The following is an 18,733-nucleotide window of genomic DNA, read 5'->3' as shown; positions in this document are numbered from 1 at the left end:
GTTCAGGCACCGAGGTTATCGAACAAATATCTGCGCAGTCGTGATCGCCATATCCCCACCCGGCAACTTGATGCTGCCAATCTGCTTCATGCTCTCGGGATCAAAGATCGCCACGTCATTAAACGTCCCCGCCAGATAAATCTTGCTGCCGTCCTTGTTGAAGGAAATGCAGTAGTAGGAATGATCCAGCGTCGCTGCCTGGAGCATTTTCTTTTCCTTGATGTCGTACTTCGCCAAACGGTTGAGCACACCGAACATCAGGTTCGGATCCTTCGGCGAGCGCATGCCGCTGAAGTAGATTTCCGTCAGAGGGCCGAAGTCGGTGGTTTCGGTCTTGCCGGTTTTCAGGTCGATGCTGAACAGTCCGTAGAGGTACTCGGCGGTCGCTGGATCCTGCTTCTTGTCCTTGAATTTCGCCGCGGTGTAGAGCAGCGAAAAGTCATGGCGATAAGTCTGCTGGTTCCACACGTAAAGCACGTCCGGTGCGCTGTAGTTCGGGCGCTTCCAGTGGCGGCTGGGGATCAGCACGTCGAACTTGCCCGTCTTCACATCGACCTTGTAGACGTCCGCCCCCGCTACATACAGCGTGCCATCGTCACCGCTCTGCATGATCGTCAACTGCCGTGGCGCCGGGAAACTGCGCACGGGTTTGGCGTCCATGCCGGCGTCGGTGGCATACACATCGAGCCGCGGTTGCTGCACTTCGTAGCGGTCGTTGAGCATCAAAGTCGGGTTGGCAATGGTGAACAATTCCTTGCCGTCGTGGCTGAGGGTGAAGGCGAACATTGACTTCGCTTTCTCCCCCGGTTTCTGGGTGATGCTGGCGTGGAACACCTGCTTGCAGCTGTCGAGTTCAACGCCGTAGACATCCGCGTAGTGATTGTTCAGCACGTAAGCGGTCTTGCGGTCCGGCGACAACTGAACGGTGCCGGGACCGAAGGCATCCGGCATTTTGCAGGTCTTGAACAAGGTGTCGGTGGCCAGGTCGATGACGTGCAGGTTGTTCGGGTAATTGGTAGTCACCATGTACTCGTGACCGGTTTCGAGTGCAGTGTTTTCATCGGCCAGAACGTTGAGCGAACAGGCGCTCAGGACGGCGAATGCGGTCAGGCCGCAGGCTTTGATACTAGGCATGCTGGAATCCTTCTTCTTTGTCCGACTGCTTTCTATGGACGATCATTTGTCTTTAGGAAAGACAGTGCCAAGGTTGCGCCAGTTGTCGTTGGACGCCTGGGCATCCTTGTTCCAGTCCGGATAGGTGCTCATCATGTCGGGCACCTGGGCCGGCCACCAGCAAGGATCGGAGCAGCCGTAAAGGTCGGCTTCCATCGGCTGGCACAGCGACGACACACCGCCAAAGGCGTCGATTTCCCAACCCGGGTCGGTGGTCGAGGCGCAGCCGGCGACGGAACTCATCGCCACCACTTCTTCGATGCGGTTTTCGGCCGCGGCCTCATCGAGTTTCAGCGCTTTATTATTGATTGCCTTGAGATGTCTCATATCAGTGAGCCTTGCGCGGAGTGATGTAGCTGCTGATAAACGCAGGGTTGTGGGCCATGATCCGGGTGTAGACCTCGATGCCGAAGTCGACCCAGTCACGCATCAGTTCGCAGTAGTGATAGGTCGGGTGGGTCGGGTCGCCGTAACGGGCATAGCTCTCGTGGTAGCAGCCGCCGGAACAGAGGTTGCGGATCTGGCAGTCCTCGCAACCGGTGTTGGTACGGTCCAGGCGCTGGGACAGGAAGTCGTTCAACTCCACCTGCTTCACACCGCTGTGGACGTTGCCGAAGGTCGGCAACGATGAACCGGTAAAGCGGTGGCACAGGTTCAATTCGCCCTTGTGATCCACCGCCAGCATCTTCAGGCCCGCGCCGCAGGGCAGGGCTTTTTTGTGGCCTTCGTGGATGTCGGTGATCAACTGGTGCAAGTTGGAGAAACCGATATTGCGGTGCTCCAGCGCCGCTTCCAGATAACGCCGGCCGAGCTTCTTCATGTTGGCGAAGACTTCGATCAGTTCGTCGCTGGACAGGTTGAAGGTGCTGATGTCGCCGGAGGTCACCGGGGCAAACCCGACTTCGGCAAAACCCAGTTCGTTGAACAGGTGATCCCAGATGGTTTCGACGTCGGTGACGCCGGTCGTCAGGGTCACGCGGGCACCGACCGGACGACTGTTGTAGCGCGACAGCAGCATTTCAGCCTTGCGCCGCACCACGTCATACGTGCCCTGCCCGCCCACGGTGATGCGGTTGCGGTCGTGCACGGTTTTCGGTCCGTCGATACTGACCGACAGGCCGAAACGGTGGGCGTTGAGGTAGTCCACGGTCTCTTCGGTGAGCAGCGTCGCGTTGGTGGTCATGACGAACTCGACGAACTTGCCCGCCTCGCGGAAACGCTTCTCGCAATAGTCGACCATGTACTCGATCAGCTTGCGATTGCTCAGCGGCTCGCCACCGAAAAACACTACGGTGAAACGCTCTTCGTCCGGGGATTCGCGCAGCAGCATTTCCACCGAAGCGACCGCGGTTTCGACGTCCATTTTCTTGCCGGCAGATGGCTTGTCCAGGTCTTCCTTGTAGCAGTAGGTGCAGCTCAGATTGCAGCCGGTGTTGACGTTGAGCACCACGGTATTGATCGCCGTGCGCTCGACCCGTTTGGTGCCGATATCGGGGGTCAGCGGCGAGCCGTCGCTGACCAGTTCCAGGGCCATCAGCTCGCGCAGAGTCTCGGTGATTTCTTCGCCGTTGAAGCGAGCGGCCAGGCGCTGGATCAGGTCGTCCGACGAACAGCCGGGACCGCGCAAGGTATCGATGATGGTGCCGGTCAGCTCATCACTGGCGAACAGCGAACTGCTGGGGATGTGAAACAGCATGCGGTCGGCATCGACGTGCACTTCGTGCAGGTTCCGCTCAACCAGATTCAAAATAGCGCCCATTGCAACCTCCTGTGCAAACCCCGTTCTACGGGGCTCACGGTCATTCCAAAAAAATGTCTGAAGCCGTTGAAGTCAGCCAGCTCACGTTTTCAAAATCATGGAATGGGTGGATTGTTCCAGCGTTGCACGGTGACGATCATGTGGCCTTCGCCGGTCAGGGATTTCCCTGCGTCGTCGACCGCGGCGATCACCTTGAGGTTGCCGGCATTGTTGGTGGACATTTTGCGCTGCGGGTTTGGCCCGGCATCGCCCGGTGTGAACACGCCGCTGTCAGCCTGCATGGTGCCGGCGAACTTGACGTCCTCGTCTTCCTTGGCGCGGTCGTCGAAGGCTTCGACCGACCACTGCGCCGGGAACACGCCGATGCGATACGGCTTGCCGTCTGCGCCCTTGCCCCAGGCTTCGGCATCAAAACGGCCCTGGACTTTCGGCGTCGAACCACCGCCCTCGCCGATCCGTGCCACCGAGAACTCGGGCACGACTTTGACTCCGGCGATCTTGCTGTAGACCGACAGGGTCGGGCCTTTCAGCGTGCCGACGGTGACGTTGCGCAGACCCGGTTGAGCATTGGCGGCGGCCTTGAGTTTGACCTTGATGCGCTCCGGGCTCTGCTCGATGACTTCGACCACTTCCACGCCTTTGCCAAAGTTCGGTTTGCCGGTGAGGCCGCTGCCGATCAGGGTGACTTCAGTTTCGGCGCCAGCCTTCAGGTAACCCGGCTGCACCGCCAGCAAACGACTCGAACCCTGTTTGGCGGCGACGAAGTCCAGGCCCCGCTCATCATGCTCGGCCTCGAACATCCGGCCCTGCATGGCGTTGCCTTGGGCGGCGAACACCTGGCGCATGGTCACGCCGTCGATGGTCACGTTGCCGCGCCATTCGTAACCGGTGTAGAGAATCGCGCTGCCATCGCCGTTGAACGGGCTGCCATCGGCGTATTGGCCTTTGACGCTGACCTTGAACGTGTCGCTGCCATCGGCCATGACGCTCATCACGCCGGCCAACTCACCCTTGCCCGGCAAGTGACCGCTAAAGCTCCAGTCGCCCACCAGCGCTTCAGCTTTCGGCGCGGTGCTCAGCCATTTTTTCCAGGCCGGGTTGTCCAGCGGATAACGCTTGGCCAACAGCGGCACCATGTCTTTTCGAGCAAGGTCGAACCAGTCGCGGTCGCGAGACAGCGCCTGGTATTCCAGAGACGGCCATTGGCCGAGGTGGAAGTTCACCAGACGCTCCCATTCCTGGGCCGGACGCCGTTGCAGCGCGACCCGCGCACCGGAGTGGCAGCGGCCGCACATCTGGCTGGTCTGGTCGTCGAACTTCTCGACGGTATTGAGTCGACGCTCCAGCGCATAACGCACGCCATCAGTCTCGCTTGGGGCCAGGCCTTGAGTGTCGGCCAGGTATTTGACCAGGGTTCGGCGGTCGTCATCGCTGATCTGCAAACCGTGCATGATTTGCATGCGGGCGATGCTCATCAGCCAGCCTTCCGGAGTTTTACGCTGGTGACTGATGCGGCTCAGGGCGTTATCGGCTTCGGGGGTATGACAGCCCTGACAGGTTTCCTTGAGGATGGTCTGAGCGTCGCGGGCTGCCAGGCTGTAAGGCGAATGCAGCGCCACACAAGCGGCCACGGCCAGCAGGCTGGCACTCAGGCCTGATCGGAGTTTTCTCTTCATCAACGTCGAACCTCGCACGGTGCTTTCTTATTTTTGTGGCTTATCGTTTTTATGGTTTCTGCCGTCGGCGGCGCACCGCTGACGGAGGCAAGAGAAACGTCTGCGATGAGCAATACACGGAGCGTGCCAGCTTGCCGATTAGCTTTTAAATCAAGCCGTTGCGTGAAGATGACTGTGTTGTGCCATCGCTGAACGAGATCGTCTGCGTCTAATATCGCGACAGGTGTTGCAGTCTGAGACAGCATAGATGGCCAGACCGGAACAGTTCGTCGGTCGACGATTGAACTTTCTGGCGACGCTCAAGGACGACAGAAAGCTGTTGGCCTCTGTGGATGGCAACACGTTCGAAGAAATTTCCCGGAAGCTTGCAGCCTGAATAATCGGCGCGGGCCGCACCGTTTTCCACGGTGCGGCGTGACGCCGGTTCAGATGTCAAAGGTGGGGGGAACGCTTTTGTGTACGTCGATCTCGTGCTGCATGTCCGCCACCAGCGACGCGATCGCATGGGGACTGTCCAGTGTCCACAGGGGAACGTGGGTGGCCACTATATCCACTTTGCCGGTCATGCAGTCGCAGACCCGAATCGTCAGGGACTGGTCCGCCGCCATGGTGCAGGTGCACACGGAGGGCAGAAAACTGTGTTCAATGATGTTTTGAATTTCCAGGGTTGAAAGGAACATCGTTACCTCCCTCACGCCAGATGTATTGCCGGATGAACGGTCCGTCACTTCACCCACCGATCCTGAAAATTCTAGCCCTCAATAACGGGTACCTCAAGGTCGCAACCCGGTTGCTCGTCGTCTCATAGCTGTCGCAATTTGCAACAATCTCACAGCGCCCGCGATTCCCTTGAGTGCCCCAAAACCCCGCCGATCAAGGGCGGTCCTGCCTTTGCGGGCACTTGGCACAGCCATTGCCAGCCGTTATGAAAGCCACGTTTTCACGAACAACAAGAGGTCTCGCCAAATGCCCCTCCCTTATCGGCTTCCCGCCACTTCGGCATTCATCCAGCGCGCCCCGCGCATGCTCATCGGCGGCGACTGGGTCGAGGCCGCCGACGGCCAGACCATGCCCCTGCACAACCCGGCCACCGGCGAAGTGCTGTGCGTCGTGCCGCGGGCCACGCCTGAGGATGTCGACCGCGCCGTGCTCGCCGCCCGTCAGGCCTTCGACGATTCGGCCTGGACCCGCACCCGACCTCGGGAGCGGCAGAACCTGCTGTGGAAACTCGCCGACCTGATGGAGCGCGACGCCGAACTGCTGGCGCAACTGGAATGCCTGAACAACGGCAAAAGCGCGGCGGTAGCCCAGGTGATGGACGTGCAACTGTCCATCGACTTCCTGCGCTACATGGCCGGTTGGGCGACCAAGATCGAAGGTTCCAGCGTTGAAGTGTCGTTGCCGTTGATGCCCAACGATCAATTCCACAGTTTCATCCGCCGCGAAGCGGTGGGCGTGGTCGGCGCCATCGTCGCCTGGAACTTCCCGCTGCTGCTGGCCTGCTGGAAACTCGGCCCGGCCCTGGCCACCGGTTGCACCGTGGTACTCAAACCCGCCGACGAAACCCCGCTGACCGCGCTGAAACTTGCCGAGTTGGTGCTGGAAGCCGGTTACCCCGAAGGTGTGTTCAACGTGGTCACCGGCACCGGCATCACCACTGGTTCCGCCCTTACCCACAATCCGCTGGTGGACAAGCTGACCTTCACCGGCTCCACCGCCGTGGGCAAGCAGATCGGCAAGATCGCCATGGACTCCATGACCCGGGTGACCCTGGAACTGGGCGGCAAATCGCCGACCATCGTCATGGCCGACGCCGACCTGAAGAGCGCCGCAGCCGGCGCCGCCAGCGCGATTTTCTTTAATCAGGGCCAGGTGTGCTGCGCAGGCTCCAGGCTGTATGTGCAGCGAAAACATTTCGACAATGTGGTGGCGGAAATCGCCGACATCGCCAACGCCATGAAGCTCGGTAACGGCATGGACCCGAGTGTCGACATGGGCCCGCTGATCTCCGCACGCCAACAGGAACGGGTTTACGGTTACATCGAAAAGGGCCGGGAAAGTGGCGCGACCATCGCCTGTGGTGGCGAACAGTTCGGGCCAGGCTTTTTCGTCAAACCGACGGTGATTGTGGATGTCGATCAGAAGCACTCGCTGGTGCAGGAGGAGATCTTCGGGCCGGTGCTGGTGGCGATTCCGTTCGATGACGAAGCCGATGCGTTGCGCATGGCCAACGACAGTCCGTATGGGCTGGGGGCGAGTATCTGGTCGAACGATCTGGCGGCGGTGCACCGGATGATTCCGCGGATCAAGTCTGGGTCGGTGTGGGTCAACTGCCACAGCGCGCTGGACCCGGCGCTGCCGTTTGGTGGTTACAAGATGTCCGGGGTTGGACGCGAAATGGGGTATGCGGCGATTGAGCATTACACCGAGTTGAAGTCGGTGTTGATCAAGTTGTGATTGTCGGCGTTTGTTAGGCCGCCTTCGAGCAAGTCGAATCGTCGCACCGCCGCTCCCACATTTGATTTGTGATCGACACAGAACCAATGTGGGAGCGAGCTTGCTCGCGATAGGGCCAGCCCAGACAACAAGAATCTCAGGGTTTGAAGCCTTGGGCCAACAACCAACTCCGGACCACCCGTCCCTGCTCCACCGTCAATCCCGCCAACACCTGATCCGCAGGCTCGCTGCCCAACCGCCGCACCAACGGCGCCAACTCAACCCCTTGCACATGCCAGATCCCCAGCGGCTGATCCGCCGTGATCACCACCGCGGCCTCATCCACAAAACCCTCTTTCAACACCGGCGCTCGCTCGATTCTCAACAAGGAAAAATCCGCCTGGGCATGGGCCACCTCAGCATCCGGCCACTGCCGCCGCGCCTGCCAAAAAGGCTGATCCAGCCAACGCTGCTCATCGGCATAAAAATCCCGCCCGATCCGCGCAAAACGCAAAAACAACTGTTCCACCCGTTGCTGATGAAAGCGCTGAGCCAGCGCCGCTCGCTCGGGTTTGCGCAACAACGTGTTGATCACCGTCGGCGCCTGTAACGCCGAGGACAATGACTGAAAAATCCCGTTACCCGACAGCGGATCCACCGCCATCGCCGCATCGCCTACCCGAATCCAGTGATCGCCACACACCTGCGGGCAAAGAATCGCCGTGCTGCTGCGAGCATGTAGTTGAAGATCGATCTCAGGCTCGACACCGAAAAAAGCCCGCGCCAACGCCGAACCCTGACGTCGCTCCCGACAGTAATCGAGCAACTGCGCCTTGCCCGGCAATTCAGCACTGGCCACGTCCACCGTCCATTGCCAGTAACACTGACCGTCAGCTCGCCGGGCCATCCAGGCCCAGCCGTCCTCAAGACTTTCCACGGCGCTGGCGGTGCTGCCCGGCGTGCCTTGCCAGCGATTGAGCAGGCTGACCGTCTCCGGCCCGCGCAGGCCTTTGCCGAGCGCAGGTGCCTGACGCCCACGCGCCTCAACCAGAAAATCCGCCAGCAGCGCCTCGCGCCCTTCGACCTCGATCCGATGCCCCGAAACCGATGACTGCACCGTCAGCACTCGGCCTTCGATCAGCTCAACGCCAGCCAGGCGCAGATCCTCGCGCAAGCCTCGATCAAAGCTTGGGCGATCCAGTAAAAATTCGATGTTTTGCGCATGCTGCTGGCCGTTCCATGACACCTGTCGTTGGGACGGCAGCGCCGCATCCGCCAGCGCCTGATGAAGCCCCGCGCCACGCAAGGCCTCCAGCACCCGAATGGAAACGCCCTCCAGCGCCGCAAACCGCCGCCATTCGCTGACCAGCGTCACGGGATAACCGAGCCGGCGCAAACCCAAGGCAACCGCCGCTCCCGCTGGCCCTGCGCCAAGAATCAAAATCATGGTCCAAAGCGCCGTTCAGGGCCGCGATAACGGGCATTCTCCCGAAGCCATTCGATGATGTGTTCGTTGCTCGCCTCGGGATGTGCAACCAGGAAACCCGCAATGTGCCCGCTCAACGCCGCACAGCCGAGACTGGCGCCAGACTGCCCCGGATAGGTTCCATGCACACACGCGGCGAAATCCGCTTGAGCGCTGTTGAGCCACGACCATTCCTGTTCGGCACAACGCGCATCGCCGGTGACTCGCAGCACCTGTGGATAATTCGCCGGAAACACGCCCTCGCCCTGAGCCGGACTAGACGCACACAGCAAAACACCTCGCGCTACCGCCAACCTGCAGGCTTCCCGCAACAGGCTGCGATCCTGACGCAAACCGAGGCTCAAATTGATCAGCCGAACGTCCTGCGCCACCAGCCAATCAATCGCCGTGGCGATCTGCAACGCGCTGGTGACGCCACGCTGGCCGAACACCTGAGCCACGCAAAATACCGCCGAAGGCGCCCGTCGACCGATGGCCTCGATCACCGCGCTGCCGTGGCCCAGCGGATCGTCGCGCAAATCGCTTTCGGCCAATCCATCCGCCAGCAACGAAAAGCGCCGCCCGGCGATAACCTGCACTCGCTGCGCCGCCGAGTGACCACTGTCCACCACACCAATCCGCAGCTCAGGCTTCATGCAGCACCGTTTTTGAAGTGAGTACGCCGTCGAGCATTTCGAAGCGCAAATCGGCATCGGCCAAGGTTGAAGGACGGTGGCTGATGAGGATCCGCGTACGCCCGGCAAACAGACGATCAATGGCCTCGATGACTTCACGTTCGGTGGCTTCATCCACCGCCGAAGTCGCTTCGTCCAGCACCAGAATCAATGGATCCTGCAACAGCGCCCGGGCGATGGCGATGCGCTGTTTCTGCCCGCCGGACAACTGCTGACCGCGTTCGCCCAACGGACTGTCGAGGCCTTCGGGCAAAGACTCGATCAGGCTGTCGAGTTGCGCCAGCCGCGCCACTTCGGCAATCGCTTCACGGCTGGCGTCCGGCATCGCATAGGCGAGGTTGTCGGCGAGGCTGCCGCGAAACAGCACGATGTCCTGACTGACCACGGCAATCCGTCGACGCAGCTGGAACAGGTCCAGTTCGCGCAAATCAACCTCTCCCAGCAACACCCGGCCCGACTGCGGATCGTGGTGCCGTTGCAGCAAGTCGATCAGGGTCGATTTGCCGACCCCGGAGCCGCCGCTCAGGGCGACTTTCAAACCGTAGGGAATTCGCGCTTCGATCCCGCGCAAAGTTGTCGGGCGACCGGGATGACTGAAGTGCACATCGTCGAAACGCAGTTCGCCGGAGGTCGGCATCGGCTGCGGCGTGACCGGTGTGAGAACGGTTGGTTCTTCGCCGCGCAATTCCATCACGCGTCCGAGGCTGACGGTCATTCGTTGGACCGCGACATAGAGCCCCAGCAGGCTCTGCACCGGTCCGACGGCCATGCCTAGATAGGTGGAAAACGCGATCAGCGCACCCAATTGCCAGGTCCCCTGCACCACCCAATATCCGCCGATCAGGAACGCGCAGGCACGGGACAGAGACGTCAGTGTGCCCGGCACAGCCTGGGTGAAAAACTCGGTGACTTGCAGGCGCAGCAACTGGCTCATGTAGCCTTGGCCCAACGTCTCCAGGCGCCGCGATTCACGCTGTTGCTGGCCGGCAGACTGGATGAACTTCATCACCGGCAAGGTCTCGACCATGAACGAGGACATGTCCGCCGAGCGCTCGCGTAACTGCCGCACATCCCGTTCGACCTTGCGTCGCATCCAGCGCAGCCAGAGCACATCGAGGGGAATCAGCACCAGTGCCAGCAACGAGAGTTTCCACGACAGGGTCAGCAGCATCGCCACGGCGCAGACCAGACCGATCACGCTCGATACCGCCGAGAACAACGAGTCCACGGCAAAGCGCTGAATCTCCGCGACGTCGCCATCGAGGCGCGACATCAAGTCACCGATTCGGCGCTGGCCGTAGAAACTCGGCGAGAGCGTTTGCAAATGCCGATAGAGGTCATCGCGCAGGGCGAACAGAATCCTCCCTGACAGCCGCGTGTGCAGGTAACGGTTGATCCCCGACAGCCCCGTTCCGAGCAGCCCGGCCACGATCATCAGCCCGGCGATCAGCACCAGCATCGGAAAGTTGCGCGCCAGCAAACCATCGTCGATCAGCAGCTTGGTCAGCCAAGGCTGGACCAACACCAGCAACGAGGCGCAGACCGATAACCCGAGCAGCCCGGCAATCGCCAGACGATGGGGCCGCACGAAGCTATAGAGCCAGCGCAAGGCCGCTTGCAGGGCTTCGGGGTTTTGGCTGTCGATCAGCCGAACGATCAAGCGCTGCATCACGAGCGCAACTGTTTGAGCTTGCGATACAAGGTCGCGCGGCTGATGCCCAAGGCGTCGGCGGCGGCCGAGACGTTGCCCTGGTGAGTGTCCAGGGACTGGCGAATCAGCTCCAGTTCATTCTCGCGAATGCTGCCGGCCTGAGGGCGTTCGCTGACGGTCAACTCGTCGAGCATGCTGTCGGGCAAGTGGTCGAGGGTGAGTACGGTGTCTCCCGGCTCGCGCATGGCCAACGCGGTGCGCAAAACCATTTCCAGTTGGCGAATGTTGCCTGGCCAGTGATAGCCGCCGAGCAAGCGGTTCAAATCGTCATGCAGGACCATCGCCGGCGCATCCAGTTTGGCCAGCAGGCGAGCGACCAAACCGCTGAAATCCTCACGTTCGCGCAAGGCCGGGAGCATCACGCTGATGCCGTTGACCCGATAAAACAGGTCCTCGCGGAAGTGTTTTTCTTCTACCAGTCGCTTGAGGTCGCGGTGGGTGGCGCAGATCAATGCGACGTCGATGTCTTGCTCTTCGCCGGCGCCCAACGGTGCCACTTTGCGGTCCTGCAACACCCGCAACAGACGGGCCTGCAAGGCCAGCGGCATGTCGCCGATTTCGTCGAGAAACAAGGTGCCGCCATGGGCCTGTTGCAGACGACCGATCATGCCGCCGCGACGGGAGCCGGTGAACGCGCCTTCGCGGTAGCCGAACAACTCCGACTCGATCAAGCCTTCGGGGATCGCCGCGCAGTTCACGGCGACGAAGGGTTTGTCGCAGCGGGTGCCGGCCAAGTGCAGGGCGCGGGCGATGACTTCCTTACCGGTGCCGGTTTCGCCCAGCAGCAACACCGGCAGCTCATTGGCCAGGCCTTGGCGGGCCATGCGCAAGGCTCGGGCATACCGGACATTGCTGCCGGCCAGGGATTCAAGATCCGGTTGTGCTTTGGCGGTTTTCGCTGTGCTGCGCGGCGGCGTGCTGACATTGATCGAACGCTGCGGCGCACGCAGGGTTTTGTAAAAGAACTCGCCCTTGGCCGTTTGCAAACTACCGACACCGCCCTGATGCAGACGCGACAGAAGTTGCAGGCCATCGACGCCCAGAAACTCTTCGCAACGTCGACCGACCAGCGCCGAGCGCTCGGCATGCAGCAACTGACAGGCCTGGGCGCTGACCGCGAGAATCTGTCCGCCAAGGCTCACTGCCAACAAGCCCTGCCAAGGGGATTCGAGGTATTGCCGACGGCTATGGAAGGCCAGGACGATCTCGTCTGGATAACTGGCGTTGAACACCCGGCTTTCGATCTGGCTGACGGCCATGGCCAGCAACGCGGTGCTGTCGTGAACGCGGCCAAGCGGGCCTTCGCGCGTCAGGTCGAGTACGCCGAGGATGTCGCCTTGGGGGCAACGGATCGGCACCGAGGTGCAGGAGAAATCGGTCAGGCGATCGAGGTAATGTTCACCGCAATCGATCATCGTTGGCCGGGCTTCCACCAGTGCGGTGCCCAACGCGTTGGTGCCGCGAGCGACTTCGCTCCAGCAGGCGCCGAGGGTGATGTCTTGCAGGCCGCTGCCCTTGAAGCGATCGGCGCGTCCTTCGACGGCGAGGATGGTGGCGTCAGAATTGGCGAGGATGATCAGCCCTTCCTTGCCCTGACGTTCGGCCAGGTAATCGATGGCCGGCAATGCCGCATCGATCAGCAGCCGATTGCTCGCCAACAGGACGTCGAGGCTCTCGCTCGATTCCAGCGCCAGTTCGTGCTTGGCATTGAAATGCACGCCATGGCTCAGGCTACGCCGCCACGACGCATCGATTTCCGCCCGCAACACGCCATCCGGGACTTCGCCCTCGAGATGGAGCTTTTCCCGGGCCAGCCTGGCTTCGCGGTGAAGTTTGGGAGGAGTTGTTTTTATTAGCGTCATCAAGCGCTCCGGATCGGTCCGCTTTGCGCTTTTTTAAGATCAGCGCCCTGCCGCAATCTTTACGTTAACGTCAGGGCGATGGCAAGTGCCTTACGGCGCTTGTGTTCCGTCAAGTGGACCGCGTAATCGTTCTTCGCGAGCAGGCTCGCTCCCACAGGTCATGCGCAAAAAATCTTGTGGGAGCGAGCCTGCTCGCGAAAGCGATCTACCAGACACCAAAGATCTCAGATCTGCCACACCTTGGCATTCACAAAAAACGCCCGCGCATTATCCTCCAGACTCTCCAGGTGATACCCGCCCTCCTGCACAATCAGACACGGCACCCCCAGGCTGCGAATCCGCTCGCCCAGCCGCGCAAACCCTTCACGGGTCACCGCCACTTTGCTCTGCGGATCCAGCTCGAAAATATCGAACCCCAGGGACAGCACCAACACCTCGGCGCCGAAGTCTTTCACCGCCGCCAACGCCACGTCCAATTGACCCAGGAAGTCCGCCTCACTGGCGCCATGCGCCATCGGCAAGTTGAGGTTGAAGCCCTCGCCCTTCCCGACACCCCGCTCATCAGCGAACCCGGCAACCCCCGGATAGAAGTTGGTCGGATCGCCATGCACGGAGACGTAGAGCACGTCATCGCGGTCGTAGAAAATCTCCTGAATCCCCTGACCGTGGTGCATGTCGGTGTCGAGCACCGCGACGCGCTCAAATCCGGCACGCAATACCTGCGCGGCCACCGCAGCATTGTTCACATAGCAGAAGCCCCCGGCCGCTTCGGCCCGGGCGTGGTGACCCGGCGGGCGACATAAAGCGTAAGCGGCCGGCTCACCATCGAGTAACGCCTGAGCCCCGGCGATCGCACTTTGTGCCGACCAATAGGCCGAACGCCAGGTCTGCTCACCTACCGGGCAACTGCCGTCCGCGAGATAGCGGGCGGCTTGGGCGAGAATCCCGCGCAGGGCATTAGGTTCGCGGACGAAGATGTTCGACATCACCTCGTCACCCCAATCCTCGGGAATCTCTTTCCAGCGCTGATGCGCTTCCTGCAGAAACGTCAGGTACGGCGCGCCGTGGACCGCCAGCAGCGGATCGAGCCCGGCATCGGTCGGTTGCTCGACTTTAAAGCCCAGCGAGTGCGACGCCTGGACCAACCGCTGGACCCGCTCCGGCACTTCCTGTGGTGTGCGCATCTGCCCACGGGAGTAGTAGCTGCGTGGATGGTGAAGCAATTGTTCGGGGTGGAAAAAACTACGCATGGGTTAATACCTGTCAGTGTGGGAGCAACTGTCTTGATGATCTTTATTTTGAAGGCATATTGAAAGACAGCTGAATTCCCACAGCTTTAGGCCATGCGATGCCCTACAGGAACACCGCGACCCGTTTTAGGCCAAGGGTTCTTTCCACTCAGTTCGGTCTCGGATCATGGCGTTCAGCCGTATCAGCAGTACGCGCATACAGGCGATGAGCGCTACTTTTGCGCATTTGCCCTTACGACGCAGTGCGTCATACCGCGCTTTGAACCCAGGCTGTCGCTGAATCACCAACCCAGCACGCCATGTACATCGCGCGACGCGCAGCAAACCTGCCGCCGCTAATATGGCGCGGACCTTCATGCTTGCCGCTGTCATCGTTGTAGGGGGCTATGCCTGCCAGCCTTGTCTTCATCGCTCAGGGCCAGGCGGCAGCTGCCGCCACATGCGGTGGCGCCGATTTCGGCCATGTCCATCAGACTCGCCCAGAGGCGTTCACCATTAATGTTCAACATGAGTTACTCCTGGGAATACGTTAATTAAGCGTTGGCCATTTCGAGGCGTTCAGCGCTGGCATGGCGACGGGCAAGGGACAGGACACAGATCAGCGAAGTCGCGGCAATCAGGCTGTAGAACACCCCCATCGGCCACCATCGGCCGGCGAATTTGTGCGCCAGCAAGGTGCCGGTCAGCGGAGTCAGGCCACCGGCCACGGCGCCACAAAACGATGCGCAGCAGAATCAGCAGCACCGGCGTCGGACGGGAAGAACAGCGCGCCGAATACCAGCGCGGCGGCGGTGGCATAAATGTAAAAGTCGTTCCATTCGATCATGGTGCCGATAAAGGCTGCGGCTGCCGCACGGCGCGGCGCGGCTGAGGAGAAGTTGGGGGCTTCAAAATCGAGTTTGAAGTCGAGGTGATGGGTAGCTCGAATATCATCAGTTCACTGCTGCAAAAGACGGCGACCATTGGCGTCGGCCTGTGCCGTTTACCGCAGCCGCGGCTGGAGCAACGGGTGCTGTTTCGTGAGACTTATGCGTACTTTTGTGGGCAGCGTCATCGGTTGTTTGGGCAAGAGAATCTGACTCTGGAACAGCTCGCGACGGAGAACTTTGTCAGCTTCACCAGCGATCAACTGGGGGGCAATCTTTCGCCCCTGGCATTGTTCCGCGACCAGCAAGGCTTTACCGGCAAGATCGTCGCTTCATCGACGAGTTTCGAAGAGATTTATCGCTTGATTTGCGCAGGGTTCGGCATTGGCTGTCTGCCGACGCACCTGGTGCGTAGGGATGTCGAGCAGGTTTTGCTCTGGCGCTTGCCGCCGGAAGATGGGGTGGTGGATTTCGATATCCAGCTGCTGTGGAATCGCGAGCAGAAGATGAGTCAGGCCGAAACCGTGTTCCTCGAAAGCTTCCAGCACATGCTCAGTATTCGTGAGCCTGTGCTGTAAAGCCTTGATCGCTTAGACGTGAGGATCTCCCGGTGCTTTGCTGGGTGTGGCGTATTGCGGCTTCACGTGACCGTCCTGATCGAGTAGCCAGGCATCCATGATCTGTCGCACCACGGGACCTGCGACGCGACCGCCGGCCTCGCCGTTTTCGATCATCACCGAGATGACAATCTTCGGATGCTCGGCCGGGGCAAAGCCGACGAACAGGGCGTTGTCGCGGTTACGCTCCAGGGTTTTCGCCCGGTTGTAACGTTCGCCCTGCTTGATCGCCACCACTTGCGCGGTACCACTCTTGCCGGCGATGCGGTACTGAGCCCCCGCCGCTGCCGCCCGTGCAATCCCGCGAGCGTCGTGCATCACCATTTGCATGCCGTGGTTAACCTGCTCCCAGTCACGCGGGTCTTTCAACAGGATGTTTGGCATTGGATGCTCATCCACTGGCGCAACACCGTCCACGGTTTTGGCCAGGTGCGGGCGATTCCAGACACCTTTGTTGGCGATCAGTGCAGTGGCCTGGGCGAGCTGCAATGGTGTGACCTGCATGTAACCCTGGCCGATGCCGAGGATCACGGTCTCACCCGGGAACCATGCCTGACGGCGCGTGGCACGCTTCCAGGCTTGCGATGGCATCAGGCCGGCAGACTCTTCGAACATGTCCAGCGAGACTTTCTCACCGAGGCCGAACATAGCCATGTAGTCATGCAGTCGGTCGATGCCCAGCTTGTGGGCCAGGTCGTAGAAATAGGTGTCGTTGGAGCGCATGATCGCCGCGTCCATGTCCACCCAGCCATCGCCGCTGTGGTTCCAGTTGCGGTATTTGTGATCGAAGTCCGGGAGTTGGTAATAACCGGGGTCGAAGACGCGGGTCTGCGGGGTAACGACGCCGGCGTCGAGGCCGGCAATGGCCACTTCCGGCTTGATGGTCGAACCCGGTGCATAGAGACCGCGTAGTACGCGATTGAACAATGGCCGGTCGATGGAGTCGTGCAGCGCTGCGTATTCCTTGAAGCTGATTCCGGTGACGAACAGGTTCGGGTCGAAACTCGGCTTGCTGACCATCGCGAGTACTTCGCCGGTCGACGGATCGAGTGCGACCACCGAACCGCGACGATCACCCAAGGCTTCCTCGGCGGCTTCCTGAAGTTTGACGTCGAGGCTCAGTACGATGTTTTTGCCTGGGATCGGATCGGTGTGCTTGAGCACTCGCAGGACCCGGCCTTGAGCGTTGGTTTCGACCTCTTCGTAACCCACTTGGCCGTGCAACTGCGACTCGTAGAATTTTTCGATGCCAGTCTTGCCGATGGATTGAGTGCCACGGTATTCCACCGTGTCCAGGGCTTTGGACTCTTTCTCGTTGATGCGACCGACGTAGCCGATCGAATGCGCAAAGTGCACGCCCATCGGGTAGTGGCGAACGAATTGTGGCTCTACGTCGATCCCTGGCAGACGGAACTCGTTGACCGCCAACACGGCGATCTGTTCTTCGTTGAGCTCGTAGAACAAGGTGACCGGCACGAACGGATGCCGGGTCTGCTTCATTGCCTTGTCGAACAACGCGCGATCTTCGGTCGGTAAATGCAGGAGGTTGACCACCTCATCCAGTTCCTCTTTGACATCGGAGGCGCGTTCGCGGGTGATGGTCAGGTTGAAGCTGGGCCGGTTATCCGCCAGAACTACGCCGTTGCGGTCATAGATCAATCCGCGCGTGGGGGTGATCGGCAGGACGTGGACTCGGTTGTTTTCGGAGATCGTCGAGTGATAGTCAAATTCGACCACCTGCAGGACATACATGCGCACTACCAGCGCGCAGGTAATGGCAACAACGAACAGGGCACAAGCCATCAGTCTTTTGTTGACCAGGCGCGTCTCTTTTTCGTGGTCCTTGATCGGTATCGGTTGGGGCATTTCTGCAGCAGCTCTTTGACTGTAAAGGGGGTGCCGATCCGTAGGCTTGAAATCAGTCCGTTAAAAAACGAGCTGCACCATACCAAAAACCGGACGGTCACTTTAGTGCGATTTCCTCTAACGGTTGTCCTTGAAGACTAAAACGACGTTCGGTTTCTTTATGACTCGTGCGTTTTTCTCAAGATTGATATTCCCATTCATGCATTTTTCTTGAAGGAGGGCCTGTAGATACTGGGTGCATGTCATTCCGTTTTGTGTTTTTGGAGTCTTTCATGCATCCACGATTTCAACATTTACTTGGCTCGACTGGATTTTCCATTGGGTTGGAACTGCCGCTGGATAATGATTGGTCCAGCGATGGGCAGCGGCTGCGAATTGCCGAGGAGCGGCCGTTTGGTGTTCCGGACCTGAAGCAGCACGCCGTTATGGCACGCCTCGCAGACAAGGCTGGTTTCCACGCTCTGTGGGTACGCGATGTGCCGGTTATGATCCCAATTTTGGTGATGCGGCACAGGTGTTCGAAACCTTTTCCTACCTTGGCTACCTGGCAGGGATCACCGACAACATCATGCTGGGTACGGCGGCGGTTGTATTACCGCTACGTCAACCTTGGTTAACGCTCAAGGCAGCCAACAGTGTTGATGAACTGAGTGATGGACGTCTGCTACTGGGTGTGGCCAGCGGCGACCGACCTATGGAGTATCCATTATTTGGTGTGGACTACGATCAGCGGGGAGAGATCTTTCGCGAGACGGTTGAGTTGTTGCGCAGCCAAGGTGAAGGCCGCCTGCCCGAAGGTGCTCGTCTGTTACCGGAGCGAGATCAGCCAGTGCCATTACTGGTTGCAGGCCTTGGTCAGCAATCCCCTGCGTGGATTGGCAAACGCATGGACGGCTGGCTCGCCTACCCCGGTACTCCGGATGAGCATCGGCGCCGAGTGGGACTGTGGCGGGAGGTCGGTGGCGATAAACCCTACATCAGCTTCGTTCACCTGGATCTGGCGGCTAATCCTCATGCACCGATGCGACGTGTACGTTTTGGCGGCAGCTGCGGGAGGCTGGCATTGATTGATGAGCTTCAGGCTTTGCGTGAAGCCGGTGTGCAGCACGTTGGCTTGCATCTGCGTCGTAGCGAGCGACCGGTTGCCGAGGTTATTGAAGAGATCGCTGAATACGTTCTGCCGAAGTTTCACTAACGATGCTACTGGAACCTGGGATAGCCGATGGACTATCCCTTTTTCGCCACGCCACTTTCCTGCGGGCAAAACAAAACCCCTACCTGCATACGCAGATAGGGGTTTCGGAATTTAATCTTGACGATGACCTACTCTCACATGGGGAAACCCCACACTACCATC

At 60.1% G+C, this 18,733-nt stretch carries 13 protein-coding genes and 5 pseudogenes; 3 read left to right on the top strand and 15 right to left on the bottom strand.

Annotated features, from left to right (window positions below; all coding sequences use genetic code 11):
• Positions 1–15: 15 nt before the first annotated feature.
• The 5 genes from peaD to ACIQU2_RS20300 all read right to left on the bottom strand — a co-directional run bounded on the left by peaD (position 16) and on the right by ACIQU2_RS20300 (position 5,288).
• A complete protein-coding gene (gene peaD, locus ACIQU2_RS20320) occupies positions 16–1,134 on the bottom strand; it encodes a quinohemoprotein amine dehydrogenase subunit beta (RefSeq protein WP_403143585.1) in 1,119 nt (372 codons plus the stop codon).
• Between the two features lie 42 nt (positions 1,135–1,176).
• Complete coding sequence (qhpC, locus tag ACIQU2_RS20315; protein ID WP_347802749.1) at positions 1,177–1,500, bottom strand: quinohemoprotein amine dehydrogenase subunit gamma; 324 nt, start codon at positions 1,498–1,500, stop codon at positions 1,177–1,179.
• A gap of 1 nt (position 1,501) precedes the next feature.
• Positions 1,502–2,932, bottom strand: a complete 1,431-nt coding sequence (gene peaB / locus ACIQU2_RS20310; RefSeq protein WP_076028106.1) for a quinohemoprotein amine dehydrogenase maturation protein — start codon at positions 2,930–2,932, stop codon at positions 1,502–1,504.
• Between the two features lie 95 nt (positions 2,933–3,027).
• The gene (gene peaA / locus ACIQU2_RS20305) at positions 3,028–4,608 is read right to left on the bottom strand and encodes a quinohemoprotein amine dehydrogenase subunit alpha (protein ID WP_403143582.1); all 1,581 of its coding nucleotides are present in this window, start codon (positions 4,606–4,608) and stop codon (positions 3,028–3,030) included.
• A gap of 425 nt (positions 4,609–5,033) precedes the next feature.
• Positions 5,034–5,288, bottom strand: a complete 255-nt coding sequence (locus ACIQU2_RS20300) for a DUF1652 domain-containing protein (protein ID WP_347802751.1) — start codon at positions 5,286–5,288, stop codon at positions 5,034–5,036.
• A 286-nt stretch (positions 5,289–5,574) separates the two neighbouring features.
• On the opposite strand from ACIQU2_RS20300, the gene ACIQU2_RS20295 reads away from it, so the two are divergent.
• Complete coding sequence (locus ACIQU2_RS20295) at positions 5,575–7,065, top strand: aldehyde dehydrogenase family protein (RefSeq protein ID WP_403143579.1); 1,491 nt, start codon at positions 5,575–5,577, stop codon at positions 7,063–7,065.
• 136 nt (positions 7,066–7,201) lie between these two features.
• Here the strand turns inward: ACIQU2_RS20295 and ACIQU2_RS20290 are convergent, their stop codons facing one another.
• The 9 genes and pseudogenes from ACIQU2_RS20290 to ACIQU2_RS20250 all read right to left on the bottom strand — a co-directional run.
• The gene (locus ACIQU2_RS20290; protein WP_403143577.1) at positions 7,202–8,491 is read right to left on the bottom strand and encodes an FAD-dependent monooxygenase; all 1,290 of its coding nucleotides are present in this window, start codon (positions 8,489–8,491) and stop codon (positions 7,202–7,204) included.
• On the bottom strand, positions 8,488–9,165 hold the full coding sequence (locus tag ACIQU2_RS20285; protein WP_403143575.1) for a S8 family serine peptidase: 678 nt from the start codon (positions 9,163–9,165) through the stop codon (positions 8,488–8,490). Before ACIQU2_RS20285 ends, ACIQU2_RS20290 begins: the two co-directional genes overlap by 4 nt.
• Complete coding sequence (locus ACIQU2_RS20280) at positions 9,155–10,873, bottom strand: ABC transporter ATP-binding protein (protein ID WP_403143573.1); 1,719 nt, start codon at positions 10,871–10,873, stop codon at positions 9,155–9,157. Before ACIQU2_RS20280 ends, ACIQU2_RS20285 begins: the two co-directional genes overlap by 11 nt.
• Positions 10,873–12,777 (bottom strand): sigma-54-dependent Fis family transcriptional regulator, encoded by a 1,905-nt coding sequence (locus ACIQU2_RS20275; protein WP_403143571.1) that lies wholly within the window; start codon positions 12,775–12,777, stop codon positions 10,873–10,875. The genes ACIQU2_RS20280 and ACIQU2_RS20275 overlap by 1 nt, the downstream gene beginning before the upstream one ends.
• A gap of 224 nt (positions 12,778–13,001) precedes the next feature.
• Entirely contained in the window at positions 13,002–14,027 is a 1,026-nt protein-coding gene (locus ACIQU2_RS20270; protein ID WP_403143569.1) for a histone deacetylase family protein, read from the bottom strand.
• Between the two features lie 126 nt (positions 14,028–14,153).
• Positions 14,154–14,424: pseudogene (locus ACIQU2_RS20265) on the bottom strand (transposase); the annotation flags it as partial.
• Positions 14,417–14,536, bottom strand: a pseudogene (locus tag ACIQU2_RS20260) (hypothetical protein); the annotation flags it as partial. The pseudogenes ACIQU2_RS20260 and ACIQU2_RS20265, both read right to left, overlap by 8 nt.
• A gap of 24 nt (positions 14,537–14,560) precedes the next feature.
• Positions 14,561–14,743, bottom strand: a pseudogene (locus ACIQU2_RS20255) (MFS transporter); the annotation flags it as partial.
• A gap of 32 nt (positions 14,744–14,775) precedes the next feature.
• A pseudogene (locus tag ACIQU2_RS20250) lies at positions 14,776–14,955 on the bottom strand (hypothetical protein); the annotation flags it as partial.
• On the opposite strand from ACIQU2_RS20250, the pseudogene ACIQU2_RS20245 reads away from it, so the two are divergent.
• Positions 14,917–15,471: pseudogene (locus tag ACIQU2_RS20245) on the top strand (substrate-binding domain-containing protein); the annotation flags it as partial. The pseudogenes ACIQU2_RS20250 and ACIQU2_RS20245 sit on opposite strands and share 39 nt — an antisense overlap.
• A 12-nt stretch (positions 15,472–15,483) precedes the next feature.
• Here the strand turns inward: ACIQU2_RS20245 and mrdA are convergent.
• Positions 15,484–17,376, bottom strand: coding sequence for a penicillin-binding protein 2 (gene mrdA / locus ACIQU2_RS20240; protein ID WP_347802759.1), 1,893 nt, complete (start codon positions 17,374–17,376; stop codon positions 15,484–15,486).
• 514 nt (positions 17,377–17,890) lie between these two features.
• On the opposite strand from mrdA, the gene ACIQU2_RS20235 reads away from it, so the two are divergent.
• Complete coding sequence (locus ACIQU2_RS20235; RefSeq protein WP_403143567.1) at positions 17,891–18,571, top strand: LLM class flavin-dependent oxidoreductase; 681 nt, start codon at positions 17,891–17,893, stop codon at positions 18,569–18,571.
• Positions 18,572–18,733: the final 162 nt, after the last annotated feature.

The sequence above is a fragment of the Pseudomonas sp. NPDC098740 genome (genome assembly GCF_044760065.1).
GTDB lineage: Bacteria > Pseudomonadota > Gammaproteobacteria > Pseudomonadales > Pseudomonadaceae > Aquipseudomonas > Aquipseudomonas rossensis.
Note: the sequence above shows the minus strand (reverse complement) of the source record. Positions and strands in the feature narration are given on the sequence as shown.